The sequence below is a fragment of the Pseudomonas sp. NPDC090208 genome (genome assembly GCF_044746785.1).
GTDB lineage: Bacteria > Pseudomonadota > Gammaproteobacteria > Pseudomonadales > Pseudomonadaceae > Aquipseudomonas.
Genome location: NZ_JBIVCU010000009.1, coordinates 202563 through 224038 on the forward strand (window position 1 = coordinate 202563; position 21476 = coordinate 224038).

Annotated in this window: 20 protein-coding genes; 17 read left to right on the top strand and 3 right to left on the bottom strand. The window is 59.5% G+C overall.

The annotated features are described in order from the left end of the window. Window positions 1-75 precede the first annotated feature (75 nt). Entirely contained in the window at window positions 76-1992 is a 1917-nt protein-coding gene (locus tag ACIPL0_RS16805) for a sigma-54-dependent Fis family transcriptional regulator (RefSeq protein WP_400597505.1), read from the bottom strand. A gap of 284 nt (window positions 1993-2276) precedes the next feature. Between ACIPL0_RS16805 and ACIPL0_RS16810 the strand changes: the two genes are divergently transcribed. The 9 genes from ACIPL0_RS16810 (at window position 2277) to ACIPL0_RS16850 (ending at window position 12034) form a co-directional block, all read left to right on the top strand. After that, on the top strand, window positions 2277-3797 hold the full coding sequence (locus ACIPL0_RS16810; protein ID WP_400597504.1) for an aldehyde dehydrogenase family protein: 1521 nt from the start codon (window positions 2277-2279) through the stop codon (window positions 3795-3797). 396 nt (window positions 3798-4193) lie between these two features. Then, window positions 4194-4646, top strand: coding sequence for a GNAT family N-acetyltransferase (locus ACIPL0_RS16815; protein ID WP_400597503.1), 453 nt, complete (start codon window positions 4194-4196; stop codon window positions 4644-4646). A 254-nt stretch (window positions 4647-4900) separates the two neighbouring features. Beyond that, a complete protein-coding gene (locus ACIPL0_RS16820) occupies window positions 4901-5548 on the top strand; it encodes a DedA family protein (RefSeq protein ID WP_400597502.1) in 648 nt (215 codons plus the stop codon). Between the two features lie 3 nt (window positions 5549-5551). Then, a complete protein-coding gene (locus tag ACIPL0_RS16825) occupies window positions 5552-6376 on the top strand; it encodes a zinc-dependent peptidase (RefSeq protein WP_400597501.1) in 825 nt (274 codons plus the stop codon). Between the two features lie 101 nt (window positions 6377-6477). Further along, entirely contained in the window at window positions 6478-7005 is a 528-nt protein-coding gene (gene ppa, locus ACIPL0_RS16830; protein ID WP_400597499.1) for an inorganic diphosphatase, read from the top strand. A 407-nt stretch (window positions 7006-7412) separates the two neighbouring features. Further along, complete coding sequence (locus ACIPL0_RS16835) at window positions 7413-8135, top strand: helix-turn-helix transcriptional regulator (RefSeq protein WP_400597497.1); 723 nt, start codon at window positions 7413-7415, stop codon at window positions 8133-8135. Window positions 8136-8986: 851 nt separating this feature from the next. Continuing rightward, window positions 8987-10084 (top strand): hypothetical protein, encoded by a 1098-nt coding sequence (locus ACIPL0_RS16840; RefSeq protein WP_400597496.1) that lies wholly within the window; start codon window positions 8987-8989, stop codon window positions 10082-10084. Then, the gene (locus ACIPL0_RS16845) at window positions 10077-11765 is read left to right on the top strand and encodes a hypothetical protein (protein WP_400731555.1); all 1689 of its coding nucleotides are present in this window, start codon (window positions 10077-10079) and stop codon (window positions 11763-11765) included. Before ACIPL0_RS16840 ends, ACIPL0_RS16845 begins: the two co-directional genes overlap by 8 nt. Window positions 11766-11767: 2 nt before the next feature. After that, window positions 11768-12034, top strand: coding sequence for a YkgJ family cysteine cluster protein (locus ACIPL0_RS16850; RefSeq protein WP_400731556.1), 267 nt, complete (start codon window positions 11768-11770; stop codon window positions 12032-12034). Window positions 12035-12134: 100 nt separating this feature from the next. Here ACIPL0_RS16850 and ACIPL0_RS16855 read toward each other — a convergent pair whose 3' ends face one another. Continuing rightward, window positions 12135-13187: an ADP-ribosylglycohydrolase family protein gene (locus ACIPL0_RS16855; protein WP_400597492.1), complete on the bottom strand. Its 1053-nt coding sequence runs from the start codon at window positions 13185-13187 to the stop codon at window positions 12135-12137. A gap of 10 nt (window positions 13188-13197) precedes the next feature. Then, window positions 13198-13452, bottom strand: a complete 255-nt coding sequence (locus tag ACIPL0_RS16860) for a hypothetical protein (protein WP_400597491.1) — start codon at window positions 13450-13452, stop codon at window positions 13198-13200. A 119-nt stretch (window positions 13453-13571) separates the two neighbouring features. On the opposite strand from ACIPL0_RS16860, the gene ACIPL0_RS16865 reads away from it, so the two are divergent. The 8 genes from ACIPL0_RS16865 (at window position 13572) to ACIPL0_RS16900 (ending at window position 21356) form a co-directional block, all read left to right on the top strand. After that, the gene (locus ACIPL0_RS16865) at window positions 13572-14447 is read left to right on the top strand and encodes a WYL domain-containing protein (RefSeq protein ID WP_400597490.1); all 876 of its coding nucleotides are present in this window, start codon (window positions 13572-13574) and stop codon (window positions 14445-14447) included. A gap of 499 nt (window positions 14448-14946) precedes the next feature. After that, complete coding sequence (locus ACIPL0_RS16870) at window positions 14947-15972, top strand: glycosyltransferase (RefSeq protein ID WP_400597489.1); 1026 nt, start codon at window positions 14947-14949, stop codon at window positions 15970-15972. Then, window positions 15969-17093, top strand: coding sequence for an NAD(P)/FAD-dependent oxidoreductase (locus ACIPL0_RS16875; protein WP_400597488.1), 1125 nt, complete (start codon window positions 15969-15971; stop codon window positions 17091-17093). The genes ACIPL0_RS16870 and ACIPL0_RS16875 overlap by 4 nt, the downstream gene beginning before the upstream one ends. Next, window positions 17080-18567, top strand: coding sequence for a hypothetical protein (locus ACIPL0_RS16880; protein ID WP_400597487.1), 1488 nt, complete (start codon window positions 17080-17082; stop codon window positions 18565-18567). The genes ACIPL0_RS16875 and ACIPL0_RS16880 overlap by 14 nt, the downstream gene beginning before the upstream one ends. After that, window positions 18564-19346 (top strand): pyridine nucleotide transhydrogenase, encoded by a 783-nt coding sequence (locus ACIPL0_RS16885; RefSeq protein WP_400597486.1) that lies wholly within the window; start codon window positions 18564-18566, stop codon window positions 19344-19346. Before ACIPL0_RS16880 ends, ACIPL0_RS16885 begins: the two co-directional genes overlap by 4 nt. After that, complete coding sequence (locus ACIPL0_RS16890; RefSeq protein ID WP_400597485.1) at window positions 19343-20179, top strand: sugar phosphate isomerase/epimerase family protein; 837 nt, start codon at window positions 19343-19345, stop codon at window positions 20177-20179. Before ACIPL0_RS16885 ends, ACIPL0_RS16890 begins: the two co-directional genes overlap by 4 nt. Then, the gene (locus tag ACIPL0_RS16895; protein ID WP_400597484.1) at window positions 20176-20535 is read left to right on the top strand and encodes a multidrug transporter; all 360 of its coding nucleotides are present in this window, start codon (window positions 20176-20178) and stop codon (window positions 20533-20535) included. Before ACIPL0_RS16890 ends, ACIPL0_RS16895 begins: the two co-directional genes overlap by 4 nt. Beyond that, window positions 20532-21356, top strand: a complete 825-nt coding sequence (locus tag ACIPL0_RS16900) for a glycosyltransferase family 2 protein (RefSeq protein ID WP_400597483.1) — start codon at window positions 20532-20534, stop codon at window positions 21354-21356. The genes ACIPL0_RS16895 and ACIPL0_RS16900 overlap by 4 nt, the downstream gene beginning before the upstream one ends. Window positions 21357-21476 lie beyond the last annotated feature (120 nt).

Genomic DNA, 21476 nt, shown 5'->3' on the forward strand with positions numbered 1-21476 from the left:
CTGTAGCAGTCCGGCTTGCCGGCGGTGACAATCGTGACATCGCTGCCGCCGGCAAGCCGGACTGCTACGGAGCCCTCACCGTGAGATCCCGTGCTTGCGCAGCTTTCTATATAGGGTGTTGCGGCTCACGCCCAGTTCACGCGCGGCGTGGGTCATGTGCCAGCGTTGTGCTTCCAGCGTGGCGATCAGCGCGGCGCGTTCGGCGTCGTCCAGCGGCGAATCGTTCGAGGCCGGCGTCGCAGACATCGACACCCCGCCCTGACGCACCACCTGCGGCAGATCGGCCAGCCCCACCCGCTCGTCCTCGCACAACGCCGCCAGCGTGCGCAGCACATTTCGCATCTGCCGCACGTTGCCGGGCCAGGCGAAGTCCAGCAGCGCCCGGCGGGCGTCGGCGTCGATCAGCACGCGATGATTGCCTGCCTCTTCCTGCAACAGGAAATCCAGCAACTGCGACTTGTCGCTGCGCTCGCGCAACGGTGGCAAGGCGATTTCCAGGCCGTTGAGCCGGTAATAGAGGTCTTCACGGAAGCTGCCATCGGCCACGCGCCCCAGCAGATTGCGGTGGGTCGCACTGATGATTCGCACATCCACCGCCTGCGGTTCGCCGCCGATGGGCACCACCAGACGGTCCTCCAACACGCGCAACAGTCGGGTCTGCAAGGCCAGCGGCATGTCGCCGATTTCATCGAGAAACAGCGTGCCGCCGTCGGCCTGTTGCAACTTGCCGCGCATGCCTTCCTTGCGCGCGCCGGTGAAACTGCCGCCGCGATAACCGAACAGCTCGCTTTCGATCAGGCTTTCCGGTATCGCCGCGCAATTCAGCGCCACGAACGGTTTATCCGTGCGCTGACTGGCTTGATGGACGGCTTTGGCAAAAGCCTCCTTGCCGGAGCCGGTTTCGCCATTGATCAGCAAGGGCACGTCGCGCTCATAGACTTTCAGGGCCCGGCGGAAATCGGCCTGCAACCCGGCATCGCCGAGGCACAGGCTATGGGTCGTCGGCGCGACATGGGCTTTGGCCACCACCGGCGTCGCCAGCACTTTTGCCGCCACTCGCGTTTGTCCGCGCAACAGGGCAAAAAAGCCGCGGCCGTCGCGGGTGCGCAGCGGCCAACTGGTCATGGCATCCGGCGCAGCGCGGCTCATCAACTCATCCAGTGAACACTCGAACAGCGCATCGACCGGCTGCCCGAGCAGGCTGTCACGCCCCAGGCCCAGCAGGTTCAGCGCACTCTGATTCAGCGCCGCAATTCGCCCTTCACCGTCGAACGCCAGCAAGCCTTCGCTGAACAGCCCCACCGAATCGGCCTGTAAATGAAAGCGCAGCAGCCATTGATCATCGAAATGGCGCAGGAAGTAACTGCTTTCAATCATCTTCGCCGAGAGATTGACCAAGGCCATGGTGTGGAACTGGCTCTGCCGCGAAACGTCGTGACGGGCCGAGGACACGTCCAGCACCGCAAGCAGATCGCCATGAGGATCGAACACCGGACTGGCCGAGCAGGTCAGGCCGATGTGCCGGCCGCGAAAATGCTCGTCACGATGAATCGTCACCGGCTGGCGCTCGACCAGGCAGGTACCGATGCCGTTGGTGCCTTCGCGCGCTTCGCTCCAGTCGGCGCCGAGCCACAGCCCGGCGCGCTCGAAAATCCGCCGCTCACCGGGCTCGGTCACGCAATTGAGGATGACCCCGCGCGCGTCGGTGAGCAGCACCGCATTACCCCCGGAAAGCTGCCGGTGCAGGCTGTTCATTTCACCACCGGCGATGGTCAGCACCTGTTGCAGACGTTCGCGACTTTCCAGCACACGGGCGTGTTCCAGCACGGTGGGCGCCATGGCCTGGGCGGGGTCGAGGTGATAGTCCTCCAGGCAACGCTGCCAGGAACGGGCGATGGACGGATCGGCGCCCGGACCGTAACGCGGGTCGGCCTTGCCTTGAGCGACCGTCAGGACTTGCCGGGCATGCCGGGTCAGATGATTGCTGTGCACTTTTTATTGTTCTCCCGAGGAGTTGCCGACCAGCATCCTCCTCGCTCTCGTGCATTGCAATGCTTCCAAAGGCGCGGAACGCCAGGCTGTCCCACATTCGATACAAAGTGTCACCCATGGCGTACCGAGACCGGCACAGCGCGTGCCTGCAACCGCCTGTTTTATCGGCAAAAGCCCCTGAATACGGGCACTTCCCGGCAGTGGCCCGGCCTTTGCTCTACTCTTGATCAAGCGCAGCAGCGCGGTTATCCCCACACAATCACAAGAGCAAGGAGATATTCACCATGCGTTATGCCCATCCCGGTACTGAAGGCTCGCTCGTCACCTTCAAGACCCAGTACGGCAACTACATCGGTGGCGAATTCGTGCCGCCGGTCAAAGGCCAGTACTTTGAAAATACCTCGCCGATTACCGGCAAGCTGATTGCCACCTTTCCTCGCTCGACTGCCGAAGACATCGATAAAGCCCTGGATGCTGCCCACGCCGCTGCCGATGCGTGGGGCAAGACCTCGGTTCAGGAACGTTCGCTGACCCTGCTGAAAATCGCCGACCGCATCGAGCAAAACCTCGAACTGCTGGCCATCACCGAAACCTGGGACAACGGCAAGGCCGTCCGCGAAACCCTCAACGCCGACATTCCGCTGGCCGTTGACCACTTCCGCTATTTCGCCGGTGCGCTGCGTGCGCAGGAAGGCACTGCCGCAGAAATCAACGAAGGCACCGTGGCGTACCACATTCATGAGCCACTGGGCGTGGTCGGCCAGATCATCCCGTGGAACTTCCCGATCCTGATGGCCGCGTGGAAACTCGCGCCGGCTCTGGCCGCCGGTAACTGCGTGGTGCTCAAGCCTGCCGAGCAGACCCCGCTGGGCATCAGCGTGCTGGTGGAACTGATCGGCGACCTGCTGCCAAAAGGCGTGCTGAACGTGGTGCAAGGCTATGGCCGTGAAGCCGGCGAAGCCCTGGCCAGCAGCAAGCGCATCGCCAAGATCGCCTTCACCGGCTCGACCCCGGTCGGTTCGCACATCATGAAACTGGCGGCCGACAGCATCATCCCGTCGACCGTGGAACTGGGCGGCAAATCGCCGAACATCTACTTTGAAGACGTGATGAGCGCCGAGCCGGAGTTCATCGAAAAAGCCGCCGAAGGCGTGGTACTGGCCTTCTTCAACCAGGGCGAAGTCTGCACCTGCCCTTCCCGCTGCCTGGTTCAGGAATCGATCTATCCGCAGTTCATGGAAGCGGTGATGAAGAAGGTTCTGAAGATCAAGCGCGGTGACCCGCTGGACACCGAGACCATGGTCGGCGCCCAGGCGTCGCAGCAGCAGTTCGACAAGATCCTCTCCTACCTCGACATCGCCCAGGGCGAAGGCGCCGAGCTGCTGACCGGCGGCAAGGTTGAAAAACTGCAGGGTGATCTGGCAACCGGCTACTACATCCAGCCGACCCTGCTCAAAGGCAACAACAAGATGCGCGTGTTCCAGGAAGAAATCTTCGGCCCGGTGGTCAGCGTCACCACCTTCAAGGACGAAGCCGAAGCCATTGCCATTGCCAACGACACCGAGTTCGGCCTGGGCGCCGGCGTGTGGACCCGCGACATCAACCGCGCCTACCGCGTGGGCCGTGCGATCAAGGCCGGTCGCGTATGGACCAACTGCTACCACCTGTACCCGGCGCACGCCGCGTTCGGTGGCTACAAGAAGTCTGGCGTCGGCCGCGAAACCCACAAAGTGGCGCTGGAGCACTACCAACAGACCAAAAACCTGCTGGTGAGCTACGACATCAATCCGCTGGGCTTCTTCTGATCCCGCGCAGCACCTGTTGAATGAAACGGCCTCTTCGGAGGCCGTTTTTATTGGTCTGTAGGAGCTGGCTTGCCCTGCGACCGGCTGCGCAGCAGTCGTAAATCCGGTATCTGCGGTGTGTCAGTACTGCATAGTCGTCAGGTTTCACGACTGCTTCGCAGCCGGTCGCAGGACAAGCCAGCTCCTACAGGGGTGGCGCCGTGATCCATGCACCACTGATGTGACCGGCACGACGCATTCGCCAGCAAGCCGGCTCCTACAGGGATCGAGCGCAATGCTAATCCCGAAGTTGGATTGCGCTTTCTAAAGCGCTTAGGCACAGTCGAAACCGTCTGTCCCTGTGCCAGGCGCGTCCTCCCCCTTTCATGCATTACACAATGAAGCTGAGGCCCAACCATGCGGATCATTCAAGCCACCCTTGAGCACCTGGACCTGCTGACACCACTGTTCGTCAAATACCGCGAGTTCTACGGCGAACTGCCCTACCCCGATTCCTCCCGCGCCTTTCTGGAAAAGCGCCTGCGCCGCGAAGAGTCGGTGATCTATCTGGCACTGCACGATGACGACGACAGCAAGCTGCTGGGCTTCTGCCAGCTGTATCCCAGCTATTCCTCGCTGTCGCTCAAGCGCGTGTGGATCCTCAACGACATCTACGTCGCCGAAGACGCCCGCCGCCAGCTGGTGGCCGACCACCTGATCCAGAAAGCCAAGAAAATGGCCCGCGAGACCCAGGCCGTGCGCATGCGCGTATCGACCAGCGCCAACAACGAAGTGGCGCAGAAGGTCTACGAGTCGATCGGCTTCAAGGAAGACACTCAGTTCAAGAACTACGTGTTGCCGATCAATTGATGCCGTGCGTATACGCCGGATTGTAGGAGTGAGCTTGCTCGCGATTATGCCGTTTCTGTCACATCTACATTGACTGATTCACTGCAATCGCGAGCAAGCTCACTCCTACAGTGCCCCCTTCATGCGTGGCATTACATCCAAATGTTTCAATCTCGGTACCACACCCGGCAACATTCGCGTGCTTGCTTCTATAATGCGGCCCACACCAGCTCTTTCCACCGACCCGGATCGGGTCTAATCACCAGGTGCCGTACATGGATTTCAACCCGCTTGACCTGATTCTCCACCTCGACGTCTACCTCGACATGTTGGTGACCAACTACGGCACCTGGGTCTACGCCATTCTGTTTCTGGTGATTTTCTGCGAAACCGGTCTGGTGGTGACGCCATTCCTGCCGGGCGACTCCTTGCTGTTCATCGCCGGCGCAGTGGCCGCCGGTGGCAGCATGGACCCGGTACTGCTCGCGTGCCTGCTGATGGCCGCCGCGATCATCGGTGACAGCACCAACTACATCATCGGCCGCACGGTCGGCGACAAGCTGTTCAAGAATCCCGACTCGAAAATCTTCCGCCGCGATTACCTGACCAAGACCCACGAATTCTATGATCGCCATGGCGGTAAAACCGTGACGTTGGCGCGCTTTCTGCCGATCATCCGGACCTTCGCTCCATTCGTCGCTGGCCTCGGCAAAATGCCTTATCTGCGTTTCCTAGGCTTCAGCGTGTTGGGATCGATTCTTTGGGTCGGCAGCCTGGTCGCACTGGGCTACTTCTTCGGCAACATCCCGTTCATCAAGAAGAACCTCACCCTGCTGGTGCTGGCAATCATCCTGATTTCTCTGCTGCCGATGATCATCGGCCTGATCCGCAGCCGCATGGGCCGCTCCGCTGAAGCGCGCTGAAGCATGGGCCTGCTGGGTAACTGGCTGAAACGCCGCACGCTGGCACGCCACCCCGTTCCTGCCGAATTGTGGGAACGGGTGTGCGAGCGGTTGCCGATGCTCGATGGCCTGACCGAGGATGAAAACCGCCGCCTGCTCGACAGCTGCGTACTGTTTCTGCAGGCCAAGCGCCTGACTGAACTGGAAGGCGTCGAGCTGGATGACGAATCGCGGCTTTTCCTCGCCGCCCAGGCGCAACTACCCTTGTTGGCCCTGGACGATCTGAACTGGTATCAGGGTTTTCACGAAATCATCCTCTACGGCGACGACTTCGTCAGCCCGCAGAAACACCGCGACGCCAACGGCATCGAGCATGAGTGGGACGCCGAACACAGCGGCGAAGCCTGGTCGCAGGGCCCGGTCATCCTCGCCTGGCCCGGCGTACTGGAAAGCGGTGGCTGGGAAGCCTACAACCTGGTGATCCACGAACTGGCGCACAAGCTGGACATGCTCAATGGCCACGCCAACGGCTTGCCGCCGTTGCACAGCAACATGCGCGTCAGCGAATGGGCCAACGCCATGCAAACCGCCTACGACGACCTCAACCGCCAGCTCGACGCCGATCCCGATGCAGAAACGGCCATCGACCCTTATGCCGCGGAAGACCCTGCGGAGTTCTTTGCGGTGACCAGCGAATACTTCTTCAGCGCCCCGGATTTGCTCAACGAGGCCTTGCCCGAGGTGTACCGCCAGTTGAAGCTGTTCTACCGTCAGGACCCGTTGGCTCGGCTGACGGCACTTCAGGCCGATAACCCGGTCTATCAGGCTCATACCCACAGCCAGGACTGATCGGCGTACATGGTAACGGTTACCAAATATGCCTATAATCCGGCCCACTTTTTGGCGTTGTACGCCAGATTCTGAATGGTCAACCAAGGGGGCAAAGCCCAATGAGCTACAGCAAGATTCCGGCCGGCAAAGACCTGCCGAACGACATCTACGTCGCAATCGAAATCCCGGCCAACCACGCGCCGATCAAGTACGAAATCGACAAAGATAGCGACTGCCTGTTCGTTGACCGTTTCATGGCCACCCCGATGTTCTACCCGGCCAACTACGGTTACATCCCGAACACGCTGGCTGACGACGGCGATCCGCTGGACGTGCTGGTTGTCACCCCGTACCCGGTCGCTCCAGGCTCGGTCATCCGCGCCCGTCCGGTCGGCGTACTGAACATGACCGACGACGGCGGCGGCGATGCCAAAGTCATCGCTGTTCCTCACGACAAACTGTCGCAACTGTACGTCGACGTGAAGGAATACACCGACCTGCCACCGCTGCTGATCCAGCAGATCGAGCACTTCTTTGCCAACTACAAAGACCTCGAAAAAGGCAAATGGGTGAAGATCGAAGGCTGGGCCGGCGCAGACGCCGCTCGCGAAGCCATTACCAAATCGGTCGCTGCCTACAAAGGCTGATCCGATGCATCGCCACCGAAGCGCCTGTCGCTTCGGTGGCGACACCACTCGTCAACCTCCCCGCATCACACCCCTGCTCCTTGCGCCCCGTGTTTATTTCAGCCGCATTCAACAGAACGTTTAATCGGCCACGTACACTCCGAAAGTTCACAATAGAAACAGTCGACTCACCGCACAGCACTGCCCAGCACGCAACACTTTGAGTTCCACACCGTTTCATTGGCACATGCAAGCCGCCACTGCCGGCTGTTGCAATTTGCGTTTTCACGAAACAAAACAATGAAAGAATTACCCTACATCATTTATTCAAATATGTAGTCCAGACACTCATTGGCAAGTTTGAACCCCATCGCATTTGAACACTTCGTTCATTTAAACAAACTTGCACTCCCCGTAAACTTTGCCTCATGAATACATCAGGTGATCGACTACGCATCCTTCTGCGAGAGTGCCATCTCTCCGCAACAGACTTTGCCGCCAACCGAAAGGTGACACCGCAACATGTGAACAACTGGTTCAAACGCGGTATCCCCATGGCACGCCTGGAAGAGGTTGCCGAACTGCTCAGCGTCAATGCACGCTGGTTGCGCAACGGCGAAGGTCCCAAACATCCCAGAGAAGGTCGCGAAAAATCCGGCCATGACGACAAACCCAGATCCCGCGCCGACCGCAACGGCCGCGAAGAACTGGACATGCCCGTCTACACCGAGCGACAGACACAGACGCCCGGTCAGACCGCTGTCAGCGAAATTCCCAACCACAAGGTCCGCCTGTCACGTCGCGTGCTGGAGGCCATGGACGTCGAATTGCACAATGCCATTTGTGTGGCGATGGTCGGCAACAGCATGGCCGACAAGATCCAGGACGGCTCACTGATCGGCATCGACCGCGGCCGCGTGCACATCATCGACGGCGAGATCTACGCCATCGAGCACGACGGCATGCTGCGGGTGAAATACCTCTACCGCCTGCCCGGCGGCAGCTTGCGCCTGCGCAGCCACAACGCTGGCGAATACCCGGACGAAATCTTCAGCGCCGAACAGATCCAGGAGCAGAACATTCACATCCTCGGCTGGATCTTCTGGTGGTCCACCCTCAACAACCGCCGCCACCCGGCGACAGTGCCTTGATTTGCAACGAAAAAGACAAATGGCAGGCGAACAAGACTGGGCAGACGCGCCGAACATGCGTATCCTGCACGCCTTCGTTTCAACACCCGCTGGCTACCCGCCAGCCGGTGATCGACCGGGGTAAAGTCTTTCAGACCGCCCTCGTCTACCTGACAAGCGCCTGTTCACAGCGCGCACTTTTGCGGATGGGTGCGGTGAGCCAAAAACTCCCCAAACCTGTCACCGAGAAGCCGGCCACAAGCCGGCTTTTTAATGGGCAGAACAAAACCTCAGACACCAGTTCGTACCGGCGAGCATTCAGTTCATCGCATCAGCACGATCTATTCGAGCAGCGGTCAGCTTTACTAGCCCAAAAGCCGTCACCTAGCCACCCCATGCCTACCCGGCTGGATGTCGAAACACGCTTTGTCTGACCCGCCCAGATCACAAATACCAGTAGCATAAAGCCACCCTGGCACGTAATATCATCGTGACTCTGGCGCCAGATCCCCGGCGCACCTGTTGATCAATCGTTACAAGGAAGTCTCCATGCCTCCAGCGAAGGACACGCGGCTCAAACTCCCTTTTTGTCGAACGCAATTCGGCTCGACGCGCCCTTCTTCTATCCGCACTTCTTGCTCAGCATTGATAGCAAGCCTCGGTTTCGCCGGTGCTTCACGCGCAATCATTCGCGCACTCGACCGACATAACGCCGCTGGCGAGCACGAATATGAAAAACGTGGGACTAAGTGCCCCGCCCATCTCGCCCAGGGCTTTGCCAACTAACTATTCTTCAGATCCCTTCGGTGTTCAACATTCAGAGCGCCGACGACTCAACATGCAACGCTGCTAAATTATAGAAGGATATCGCTATGCCGCTTCCTCTCATTATCGGTGCTGCTGCACTGGTTACGGCTGCCTACGGTGCAAAAAAAGGCTATGACGGGTATCAGCTTCATTCCGAGGCTGATGACATTGTAAAGGCGGCGAAGTCTCGTTACGACGACAAAAAAAGCGCGTTTGATCTGCAAGAGAGACAAACGAACACTGCGCTTGAATCGCTCGGAAAGAAAGAACTTGAAATTGGGAAGAGTTTCGACGAGTTCCGGACGCTAGCAGACCAACTCCTACAACAACTTAACGCTGGGCGCCAGAACAAACTGGAACTGAAGATTCCCAAGCACAAGTTGAAGAAGGTAGAAAATTACAGCTATACCGCTATAGGTGTCCTGGGCAGTGCGGCTGGCGCTGGCGTCGCTGGCGCAGCGGCAGGCTTCGCAGTCTATGGCGGCGTCATGGCCTTGGGTGCTGCGTCTACTGGTACTGCGATCTCATCGCTTGCGGGCGTAGCAGCCTCCAATGCGACCTTGGCCGCTATTGGAGGGGGCTCGCTGGCCACTGGCGGTTTGGGCATCGCTGGGGGAACAGCCATTTTGGGCGCTGCGGTGGCAGCCCCTGTTCTGGCAATTGCGGGATGGGCTTACAACAGTCACGGCGAAGAAGCTGTCAAAAATGCTCGCAAGGCCGACCAAGAGGTCGATAAGGCGGTATCCAAGCTCGGCAAGGCTATGAACTTGCTCGCAGAGACAGAAGAATACGTCGGTGAAATTAGGGTGACGTTGCTCGCCCTCAATGGTCAGTTCAGTCGCTACTTTGATGCACTCAAGAGCATGAATGGTGTGATTGAGGATGCCAAAAGTCGCAATGCTGACGGCGCTAGCGAACTGGCAAAGTTTAATGACTCCATCATTCGCACTATCGAAAACGGTTACGCTCTGGCCGCCATTCTAGTCAATGTCATTACGACGCCGATCTTCAAGATGAAGAAAGTGGATGGCAAGATCGCAGAAGGCAAGGATGGTGTGCCTGTTATGGAAACAGATGCCGATGGCTCCATGATCCTGAACGACGAAGAACTGGCGGATGTGTTGGTTCAAGCCAGTTCCGAAGCAGGAAGAATCATTGCCTGATTTGATGAGAGGGCGGCTCGGCCCTCTTTTCCAAACTTCCGTTTTCATGGGTGTCATCATGCACGCAGCAGCGACAGAGTATCCTTGGGCCGACGAGCTCGAAAAGACCGTGATCAATAGTCTCGCCACCAGCTTCGGCCTAGACTTTCTCCTGTTCAAGGACAAGGTAGGTGGAGAGGTCAATACCATCAACAACGTCCGCCAGGGGATCTGGGCGACGGAAGCTGAAAAACAGCGCTATGAGCAGCGTGAAGAGTACAACTCCGATCCGTATCATCAGCATGAAAACTACATCGCGACTGGGCAGCAAGATAAGTTGGCTCATCAGGCTGGCGAGCTACACGACCCCTATCGCAACAGCACCATGCAAGCGACCGAGCAGCGCAATCTTGACCACGTCATCAGCGCCAAGGAAATTCATGATGACGCTGGGCGTGTGCTAGCCGGGCTGGATGGTGTTGAACTGGCCAACCAGAGCAGCAACCTGCAATCCACCCACGAAACGGTCAACAAATCCAAAAAGCAGTCTTCTATCAACAGCTATCTCGACAGACTGCCCAATCTCATCAGTACTCACGAAGCGTCACTCTCAAAAGATCAGGCGCGCCTCGAAAGCATGCCCCGAGAAACGGCTGAGCAACAGCACAAAGCCAGAGTTCTGGAAGACCAAATCCGCAAGACTTCAGGCAAGATTTCCGAACTCAAGGCTATTGACCCCGAGCAGATGCGCAAGCGGGACGCTGATGCCCGGGCCCCCTATGAGCAGCAAATTAATCATTCCTACTACACCAGCAGCACCTTTTTGAAACAGACAGCTACGGCTTCAGGCATAGCAGGCCTGAACATGGGCACTCGGCAAATGCTGGGGTTGATCATGGCAGAAGTCTGGTTTGAACTGCGCGCGCAGCTACCTCTCCTGTTGGAACGGCTCAAGAACAAGTTTGACCTTGAAGCGTTTCTGGACAGTGTCAACGCGTCATTGAAAGGAATATGGGCACGCGTTCAGGCACGCTTCCATGACTTCCTGATTGCTTTTAAGGATGGTGTTTTTTCCGGCATTCTGGCCAGCGCTACCACGACGCTGTTCAACATTTTTGCCGCGACGCAGAAGATGGCAGTCAAGATCATTCGGGAGATCTGGGGACAACTGGTCAAGGCCATCAAACTGATTATCTTCAACCCAGGAAAGCTAGGTTTCGTAGATCTGTGCAAGGCCGTGGTTTCTGTATTGTCGGTCGGTGTTGCTACCGTGGTGGGCTCGATTGCCTATACCCATCTCCTTCCCCTCTGCAGCTTCCCTTTTGGCGGTGAGCTGGCTGCGTTTGCCAGCGCTCTGGTAACTGGTGTGCTGACACTGGGACTGAACTATTTCATGCTCCACAGTGCAATGGCGCTGACACTCTGGACGTTCGTTGAGTCCATCATGCCCCATGCCGGGACGGTCCGGGAATTCCAGGATATCAATGCAGAATTGGATAACTATTTATCCGCGCTGAGCCAGCAAGAATTCAATCTTGATATAGATGAACTCGCCCTGTTTACACAAGAACTGCTCTCCTGCAATGACGAATTGCAGATTAACCATATTTTGAAAAAAGAACTGGACAAACGTGACGTGACGCTACCCTTCGAGATGGGAAACAGTGGCAGTACGCGGTCATGGCTAGCGTCCTTGGTCTGACAATGCAAACCTTCCCGTGCTACCAATGTGGGTTGTGCTGCCAGAACGTCCACCTCGCGGAGCAAACACGCTTTCTTGATCGTGGCGATGGCACATGTCGACATTACGTTGAAGGCAGCAAGCACTGCTCTATCTATGATGATCGCCCCGACATTTGTCGGGTCGATCGTCAGTATCAGATGCACTATGCCGAGCGTTACACCTGGAATGAGTTTGTAGAGTTGAACCTGCAAGTCTGTAACGTTCTTTCTGCACAAGCTCACGACTGAAGACAGATGGTCGAACCGTTCAATCATCCGCGAGAAATCAGTAGTCTGCACTGGCACACATTAAGGTCTCGACGCGCTTGCCCCAGCAAGTAGAGTTCCGTCAACTCCCCGGATACTCCACCTCAATCTCCCCATCAAACTCCCCGCCATACCCCGAATAGTCCCTTGGTACGCGCTCGATATCCTCTGCCACTTTCTCGATGACTTCGCGCAATTCCAGACGCTCCAGCCAGCGTGGCGGGATGGCTTGTACGCCGTATTGAACGCCGAGCAAATGCCCGGTGATCAGGCCGGTGCTGTCGCTGTCGCCGCTGTGGTTGACGGCGGTGATGACGCCCTGTTCGAAGGAGCTGGCGCTGAGCGCGCACCATAGGCCAATGGCCAGGGCTTCTTCGGCGGTCCAGCCGGCGCCGAGTTCGTCGATGCGTTCCGGGGTTGGCCGGTAGCCTTCGTAGTAGTAGAAAAGCACGCGTTCGATGAGGGTGCGGGTCTCTTTCATGCCGGGTTGGTCGCCGTATTGGGCGAGGCTTTCGCTGATGGCGTGTTCGAGGCTGTCCTGGCGTTCGGCCATGCGCTGGAGGATGTCGGCGAACAGGCCGGCAGCGAGGTAGCCGGTGGGATGGCCGTGGGTCAGGCGACCGGATTCGGCGGCGTAATCGAAGGCGTTGCCGAAGAAGGCGCAGGGCGCCACACGCATGACGGCGCCGCAGCCTTTGCTGTTGTTTTCGGCGAGAAAGCCCAGGTTCGCGCTGGCCTTCAAGGCGTGCAGGCAGGTATTGCCCGGAGCGCGGCGCGACCACAAGGCGTGCTCTTTGACCAGCCAGCCGTCGAGGCTGACAGGGGTGGCCGGTGGATAGTCCTGGGTCATCAGCCAGCGCAGCAGTGCATGGTGGATCACGCTCGGTACATGGCAGATACCGCGTGAGCTGCCACGCACAAAAGCGCGCAGCAGGCCTTCGGCGGTAAACAGCATCATTTGCGTGTCGTCGGTGATCGCGCCCACACGGCCATAGGCCGGGGCGAAGTCGACGATGCCTTGGGCGCCGAAACCGGCGCGGATGGCGTTCCATTCGAGAAATTCCACGGGCGCGCCCAGTGCGTCGCCCACTGCGCCGCCGAGCAGGCAGCCTTTGATTCGTTCAAGTCGGTTCATGTGGGTGTCCTTACGCAACTGGCAGCAGGTCTTGCAGAAGGTCGAGCTTGCGTTTCAGCTGCTCGACGTGGGCTTTTTCGGCACGCAGGGCCGAGCGCAGCTCGCGGTTCTCTGCTTCCTGAATGCGTGCCCAGCGCAGCGAGGTCTTGCAGTCGACGATCAGTTGCCAGATGTCCTGCAGCTTCAGGCACTGAATAACCAGCACGATCGCAATCGCTGTCATGGTGACCAGCGCCCCTGTCGAAATTGCATCCGACGTTGTCATGTCCACATCCTTTCGTGATTCCGATAGCTCTCGGAGATGGCCGAAGAATATGTAGTGTTTCCTTACACGTATAGAATGTAGACTTATACAGGTAAACAAATCACGCACATGGAGAGGTCATGAAACGCGCACAGCACATCAAGCAGGTTCGCTGGGACCTGGCACTTCGCTACCGTCTGATCGAGACCGTTGCCTGGTGGGAAGGCCGGCTGACCACGGGCCACCTGATCCAGAGCTTCGGCATCAGCCGTCAGCAGGCCTCGAAAGACATCAACACCTACATCAATGACCATGCGCCTAAAAACCTTACATATGACAAGCAGCTGAAGGGCTATGTACCGGGCAAGCACTTCAAGCCGCTGTTCATCGATGACAGCGCCAGCGCCTATCTGCACCTGCTGAATCAGACCCACTCCCGCGCGCCCCATGTCGAAGGGCTGGCGCTGGCCTATGCGCATACGCTGGTGCTGGAAGTGCCGGACCGCACGATCCGCCCGGAGGTGTTGCGGCCATTGCTCAAGGCCTGCCGCGAGAGCGAGCTGATCGAAGTGGCTTATGTGTCGCTGGCCAACCCGTTGCCGGAGACCCGCCTGATCGCGCCGCATACGCTGGTCTACACCGGCATGCGCTGGCATGTGCGGGCCTATTGCGAGAAGAACCGCGAGTACCGGGATTTTGTCCTGAGCCGGCTGCGTGGCGAACCCGCGCTGGAAGACCGCAAGGCCAATAACCTGATCGGAGAGGACGAAGACTGGAACACCGAAGTGTCGGTGGTCATCGAGCCTGACTCGCGCCTCGCGCCCGAGCAGAAGGCGATCATCGAAGCCGACTTCGGCATGCGGGACGGCGTACTGGTGATCCCGACGCGTCGGGCACTGGTCAAGTACGTGCTGCAGCGCTTCCAGATCGATCCGAAGAAGCTCGACCCGAGAGCGGCTGCGCAGCAGATCGTGGTGCGCAATCTGGATGAATTGAAGCCGTGGTTGTATGAATGAACGGTAGGAGCTGGCGAATACTGCGAGCGCGCCGGGATCGCGCTCGACGGAACCCGTCGTAAAGCTGGTAAACGCGGTGTGTCAGAGTTGCAGAGACGTCAGGGTTTACGACGGCTTCGCAGCCGGCCGCGGGACAAGCCAGCTCCTGCATGATTGCGCCCTTGCACCTGCATGGCGGTGGCGTCAATTTTTCGGTCGAGCGCTGTTATATCCATGCAAACTTTAAATGAACGTGATTCATGACAGACGGCAGTACATGGCGCCTTCCACAGGCCTCTGCCGGGCGTAATATTGCGCCTAACTTGTTGATTCCAAAACAGTCACTCCGCGGCGCCAACAGTTCTCTCGCTTTTCACCGCGTTATCCCCGCCTTTATCCGCCATATCGATTCATTTCCTACACTTGAATAACTTGTCATTCATGCGTGTTCACAGATCAACATCTGTCTGCACACAAAAAAACAACAACGCTATGGATGGCCGTTCAGAGTATCTGAGACATGGCATTTCTTCCCTGTTTCCTGTCAGTGGTGTTTGTCGTTCGCAATCAGGCCGAAGGGCTTGAATCCATGCTGACCGAAGCGACGCGGATCATTGCGTCGATGGTCTCGGATTACGAGCTGATCATCGTCGACAACGCGTCCAGCGATGACAGCATCAGGCAGCTGAAACGGCTGACCGGCGAGAACGGCATTGCCAATCTGCAGGTGTATGCGCTGACCAAGGAAGTCGACCTGGACACGGCGTCCTGGGTCGGGCTGGAGAATGCGCTGGGCGATTACGGCGTGGTCATCGATCCGCTGGCCGACGACATCGCTTTTATTCCGCAGTTGCTGGAGCAGGCCGCGCAGGGCGCCGACGTGGTGTTCGCGCACAACAGCGAGCATCTCTATCAAAGTCTGTTGTATCGCTTCGCCTTCCGCCTGTTTCACCGGACCTATTGCTGGTGCAACGGCGTGCATCTGGTCAAGGACGCACCGCAGTATCGTCTGCTGACGCGCAAGGTCATCAATTTCATCCTGCAGCACCCCAAGCCGACCATGATCTACCGGCATCTGCCGGCCACCGGCGGTTTTGCCCGCACCTGCCTGCATTACTCCGCCGCACCGAAAGCCCAGCCACGCAAATCCTTGGGCGAAAGTGTCGACCGCGGCATCCGCATGCTGGTGTCGAGCACCCGCGCGCCGATGCGACTGGTGACGGCGCTGTCGCTGTTCGGCGCCGGAACGAACCTGTTGTACTGCGTGTACGTGGTTGCCATCGCGCTGTTCAAGACCGATGTGGCGGCAGGCTGGATCAGCCTGTCGCTGCAACAGTCGGGGATGTTTTTCCTGATCTCTCTGGTGCTGCTGGTGCTCGGCGAATACATCCTCAACATGGGCAGTTTTTCCGGTGAGGGGCCGCTCTATCACATCAGTCAGGAGTTCACGAGTTGCCGGATGACCCGGCAGGAAAAGCTCAATATCGAAGACGTCACGCCGCTGCCGACCGTGGTCAGAAGCTGGCGTGAAGGGCGGGCATCGTGAACGGCGAAGCGGGCAGCCAGCACGAAGCCGTGGTGATCGGAGGCGGCTTTTACGGATCGGCGATTGCCATCCACCTCGCCCGCCGACACGGCTTGCGCCGCGTGGTCTTGCTGGAGCGCGAGAGCGGCCTGCTCAGACGCGCCTCCTACAACAATCAAGCGCGTGTGCATAACGGCTATCACTACCCGCGCAGTTTCACCACGGCCTATCGCAGCCGCATCAACCTGCCGCGTTTCGTTGCTGACTGGCCGCAGGCGGTGACTCGCGATTTCACCAAGCTGTACGCCATTGCCCGGCACAACTCCAAGATCACCGCCCATCAGTTCGAGCGCTTCTGCCACAGCATCGGTGCACAGGTTCGCCGCGCCGACGCGCCGACCCATCGATTGTTCGAACCACGGCTGATCGAGGACGTGTATGAGGTCGAAGAGTACGCTTTCGACTCGACCCGCCTGGCCGACTGGGCAGCGCAAGAGCTGGACGAATGCGGTGTGCAGGTGCGCTTGCAGACCCGCGCCACGCAGATCCATCGCGGCCCGGATGCAACGTTGCAGGTGATCAGCGAAGACGCCGACGGCGCGCGGCAACTGGACTGCCGCTACGTGTTCAATTGCACCTACAGCGGCAGCAATCAGTTCGACGGCGACTTTCCTGGGCTGCATGCCGGGCTGCGCCATGAGATCACCGAACTGGCCCTGATGCAGATGCCGACGGTGTTGGACGGCCTCGGCGTGACGGTGATGGACGGGCCGTTCTTTTCGATGATGCCCTTCCCGTCTCGCGGCCTGCACACCCTCTCCCACGTGCGTTTCACTCCGCACCTGCACTGGGACGACGACAAGGCCATCGACCCGTACGACAAGCTGCGTCAGCACCCGTGCAGCAGTCGCGTCGAGCGCATGGTCCGCGATGTCGGCCGCTATCTGCCGGCGATACTCGGCGCCCGCCATGTCGACTCGCTGTACGAAGTGAAAACCGTGCTGGCGAAAAACGACAGCAACGACGGTCGGCCGATTCTCTTTGAAAAGCACGCCAGCCTGCCGGGGTGTTATTCCGTGCTGGGCGGCAAGATCGACAACATCTACGACGTGCTGGAGAAACTCGACCATGAAGTCTTCTAGCCTGCCCCGCGTCGCGACCGCCCTGGCCCTGGCCATGCTGGCGAGCCTGTTTCTGACCCTCGCGACCCGCTCAGTGTGGGTCGATGAAGCGATGCTGCTCAAGGACATCATCGCGCTGGACAGCGCGGGGGAATTCTTCCGCCCACTGCCCTATTACGACCAGGCCGAACCGGTGCTGGCCTCGCTGTTCTTCAAGGCGATCATCAGCCTGTTTCACTACGACATCGAGCCGCTGCGCCTGTCAGTGCTGGCGCTGTCCTGCCTGTTGATTGCGCCGACGGTACTGACGCTGCGTCGCTATCGCTGGGGCGTGGCGCTGTTTCTGCTGATCCTGATCGGCCACTCGTTTTCCATGGGCCTGTTTCTCACCGAGCTCAAGCATTACTTCCTGGAAGTGTCGGTGAGTTTTCTGGCGATCTTTGCCCTGTGGCAAGCCGACGAACACGACAACCTCTACTGGCCGATCGGTATGGCCGCCTTGATCAGCGTGCTGGGCTTCTCGACGCTGATCGTCTCCGGCGCGTTGCTGATTTACGCCTGCCTGCTGTTCAGCCGCAGGCCACGGGACGTGCGCAGCAAGCCGACGGTGATTGCCTGGTTCGCTTCGGCACTGACGATCGTCGCAGCGTACGCCTTCATGAAATACCTGGCCCAGTTCCAGCTGACCAATTACGACGACTACCACGCCAGTTCGGCGTTGGCCGCCCTGGCAATGCTCAAGGAAGCCGTGCTTGGCGCCTATGGCAAGGCCCTGCTGATCGTTTCCGGCGTCGCCAACCTGGCGTTGCTGTTGCGGCGTCAGCGCGATTTTCTGTTCCGCCTCAACCTGTTTTTCCTTGGCATCGCGCTGGTGGTCGTGGCCGGGCGAATCATCGGCTTTTACCCAGTGAGCTACCCGCGTCATGTGATCTGGCTGGCGCCGTTCAGCATGGTGATTGCCTGCTGCGCGATCCTCGAATTCATCCCTGCTCCGTCCCGGGCCGTGCGGCTGCTGGGCTGGGCGCTGCTGACCGTGCTGACGTTGCAGGCCGGCAAGGCCGTCTACAACAACGTCAAGGGCGTCAATTACGCCTATGTCGACAACAACGCGCTGTATCAGTACGTCGCCGAGTTGCCGCCTACAGAGTTTCTGGTTTACCCCGACGCGGTGCCGTCGCTGGAGTTCTACAGCCTGATCGACCAGCGCCTGAGCAAGCACCATTACACCTGGATCTACGACGAAACCACCAAACGCCGCGACCCGGCGCAAGGTCGGGCCGAGTACCAGGCATCCCTGACGGAGTTGCTGCAACAGCGCCCGGCCAGTGACTTCTCGATGCTGGTGTCGCACATCAACCTGGACACGGACACCAGCGAACGTGGCATCGCACTCAAGGAAGAGATCAACCGCCTGAACTGCACGTACACCTCGTATTTCTACGTCTACAACGCTCAATTGATCCGGGTTCACTGCCCGCTGGGTGCGCAATTATGAGCAACGCTCTGATCGGCTTCAGCGGCTTCGTCGGCTCGACCCTGATGAAGCAGACGCGCTTCGAGCAGCTTTACCGCTCGACCAGCATCGGCGACATCGACGGGCGCGGGTTCAACACCCTGATCTGCGCCGGCGCACCGGCCCAGAAGTGGATCGCCAACCGCGACCCGGAAGCCGACCGGCAAAAGATCGAAGGGCTGATCGAACACCTGCGCACCGTGCATTGCGAGACCTTCGTGTTGATCAGCACCGTGGATGTGTTCGCCATGCCGATGCATGTCGACGAGGGCACGCCGGTGAACGAAGTCGGGCTGCACGCGTACGGCCTGAACCGGCGGCTGCTGGAGTGCTTCGTCGAGGATTACTTCCCGCGTCACCTGATCGTGCGCCTGCCAGGACTGGTCGGGCCGGGCCTGCGCAAGAACGTGATTTTCGACCTGCTCAACCACAACAATCTGGACGCCATCGACAGCCGTGGCCGCTTCCAGTTCTACCCCATGGTCAACCTCTGGCACGACATCCGCGTCGCGCTGGATGCCGGCCTGAGCCTGATTCACCTGTGCGCCGAACCGCTGAGCGTCGCCGACGTCGCGCTGCACGGTTTCGGCAAGGCATTCACCCATGAACTGCCGGGTGTCGCCCCGGCCTATTCCATGCAAACCCGCCATGCCGATCTGTTCGGTGTGACGGGGCACTACCAATACAGCGCCAGGGAAACCCTTCTGGCGGTTCGCTCCTACGCGCAATCAGAGCCCCGCTCACTGGAGACAATGGAATGAAACTGGCTATCTCCAACATCGCCTGGGACATCAGTGAAGACCAGGACATCGCGACGCTGCTCAGGCAGCACGCCATCGACGCCATCGACGTCGCCCCCGGCAAATATTTCCCCGACCCGGCCGCGACCACCGCGGCACAGATCGACGAGATCCGCAAAGGCTGGGCCGAACACGGCATCGGCATCACCGGCATGCAGGCGCTGTTGTTCGGCACCCAGGGCCTGAACCTGTTCGGCAGCATCGCCAGCCAGGCGGCGATGCTCAAACACCTGCGCCATATCTGCCGCATCGGCGCAGGTCTCGGCGCGACCCGGCTGGTGTTCGGTTCGCCAAAGAACCGCGACCGCAGCGGCCTCGACGACGAGCACTTGACGCAGATCTACCTGTGCTTCTTCCGCGCCCTCGGCGACATCGCCCGCGAGCACGGCGTGACCATCTGCCTGGAGCCGAACCCGGTCTGCTACGGCGCCAACTTCATGACCGACACGCCACAGACCGCGCAGGTAGTGCGCGAGGTCGATCACCCGCACATCCTCATGCAACTGGACACCGGCTCGCTGACCATCAACGACGAAGACCCGTTCGACGTGCTCGATGCCCATGCCGAATTGATCGGCCATGTGCACGCAAGCGAACGCGACCTGCAAACCCTGGGCGACGGCGACACCGACCATGTGGCCATGGCAACTGCGCTGAACCGTCACCTGCCCAGACAACTGGTCAGCATCGAAATGCTGCCCAACCGCCACGAACCGCATCCGGTGACCATCGAGCGCGCGCTCAACGTTGCCATCCACCATTACCGTAACGCCGCCGTGGAGATGTACGCATGAAATGGGCGATCCTGATTTTCGGCATCCTGTGCAACGCCTCGGCCAGCGTGCTGGTGAAAATGGCAATGATGCCGCCCCGGCGCTTTCCCTCGTTGAGCGCGCCGCTGGAGGCGTTGAGCAACTGGCCCTTCTGGCTCGGCCTGGCACTGTATGGCGCTGCGTTTCTGCTCTATGCCGCCGCCCTGGCGCGCTTGCCGCTGAACGTCGCCCACCCGCTGCTGACCGCCGGCGCGGTGGCTGCCGTGGCCTGTTCGTCGGCCCTGATTTTTCGTGAAACTTTCTACTGGACGACCGCGGCCGGCATTGTGCTGGTAATCGCAGGTGTCGCCCTGATCACTGCGCGGGTGGCCTCATGAACGACACAACAATCTCCCCCGGACGACCGACCCTGGCCACCCTGGCCCGTCAGGTTCCCCTGTTCGAAACCCGGCTGTGGCGCGGCCGCCAGCATCCCCACTGCGTGATCATCCCGGTGATCAACGAAGGCGAACGGATCATCAGCCTGCTGGCGCGCATGGCTGCTCATTCGATCAACCAGATCGCCGACATCATCATCGTCGACGGCGGCAGCACCGACGGTTCGCTGGCCGACGACATGCTGGCAGTGATGAGCGTGCGCGGCCTGCTGGTAAAAACCTCGCCGGGGAGACTCAGCGCGCAATTGCGCTGCGCGTACGCCTTCGCGCTGGATCAGGGTTACGAAGGCATCGTCACCATCGACGGCAACGACAAGGACGACCCGCAGGCGATTGGCTCATTCATCGATGCCTTGAAACGCGGAGTCGATTTCGTCCAGGCGTCCCGCTTCATAGCCGGCGGCATGGCGGAAAACACCCCAGCATTGCGCGACATGGCTATCCGACTGATCCACGCGCCACTGCTCAGCCTGGCGTCGGGCATCAACTGGACCGACACCACCCAGGGCTTCCGCGCCTACAGCCGCAAGATGCTGCTGGACCCGCGCCTGGCGATCTTCCGCAACGTGTTCATGGGCTACGAACTGCTGGCCTACATGTCTTACCGCGCACCGAAACTGGGCTACCGCTGCATCGAACTGCCGAGCATGCGCTGTTATCCACAAGGCGAAGTGCCTACCAAGATCAGCAACGTCACCGGCAACCTGATGGTGTTGATGGTGCTGTTTCGCGCGTGTCTGGGGGGGTATGACCCGAAGTGATCGTCGCGGACCAAACCTGTAGGAGCGCGGCTTGTCCCGCGAACGACTGCGCAGCAGTCGTAAACCCGGTGAACGCGGTATTTCAGACAAAACACGTGCACAGGTTTTACGACGACTTCG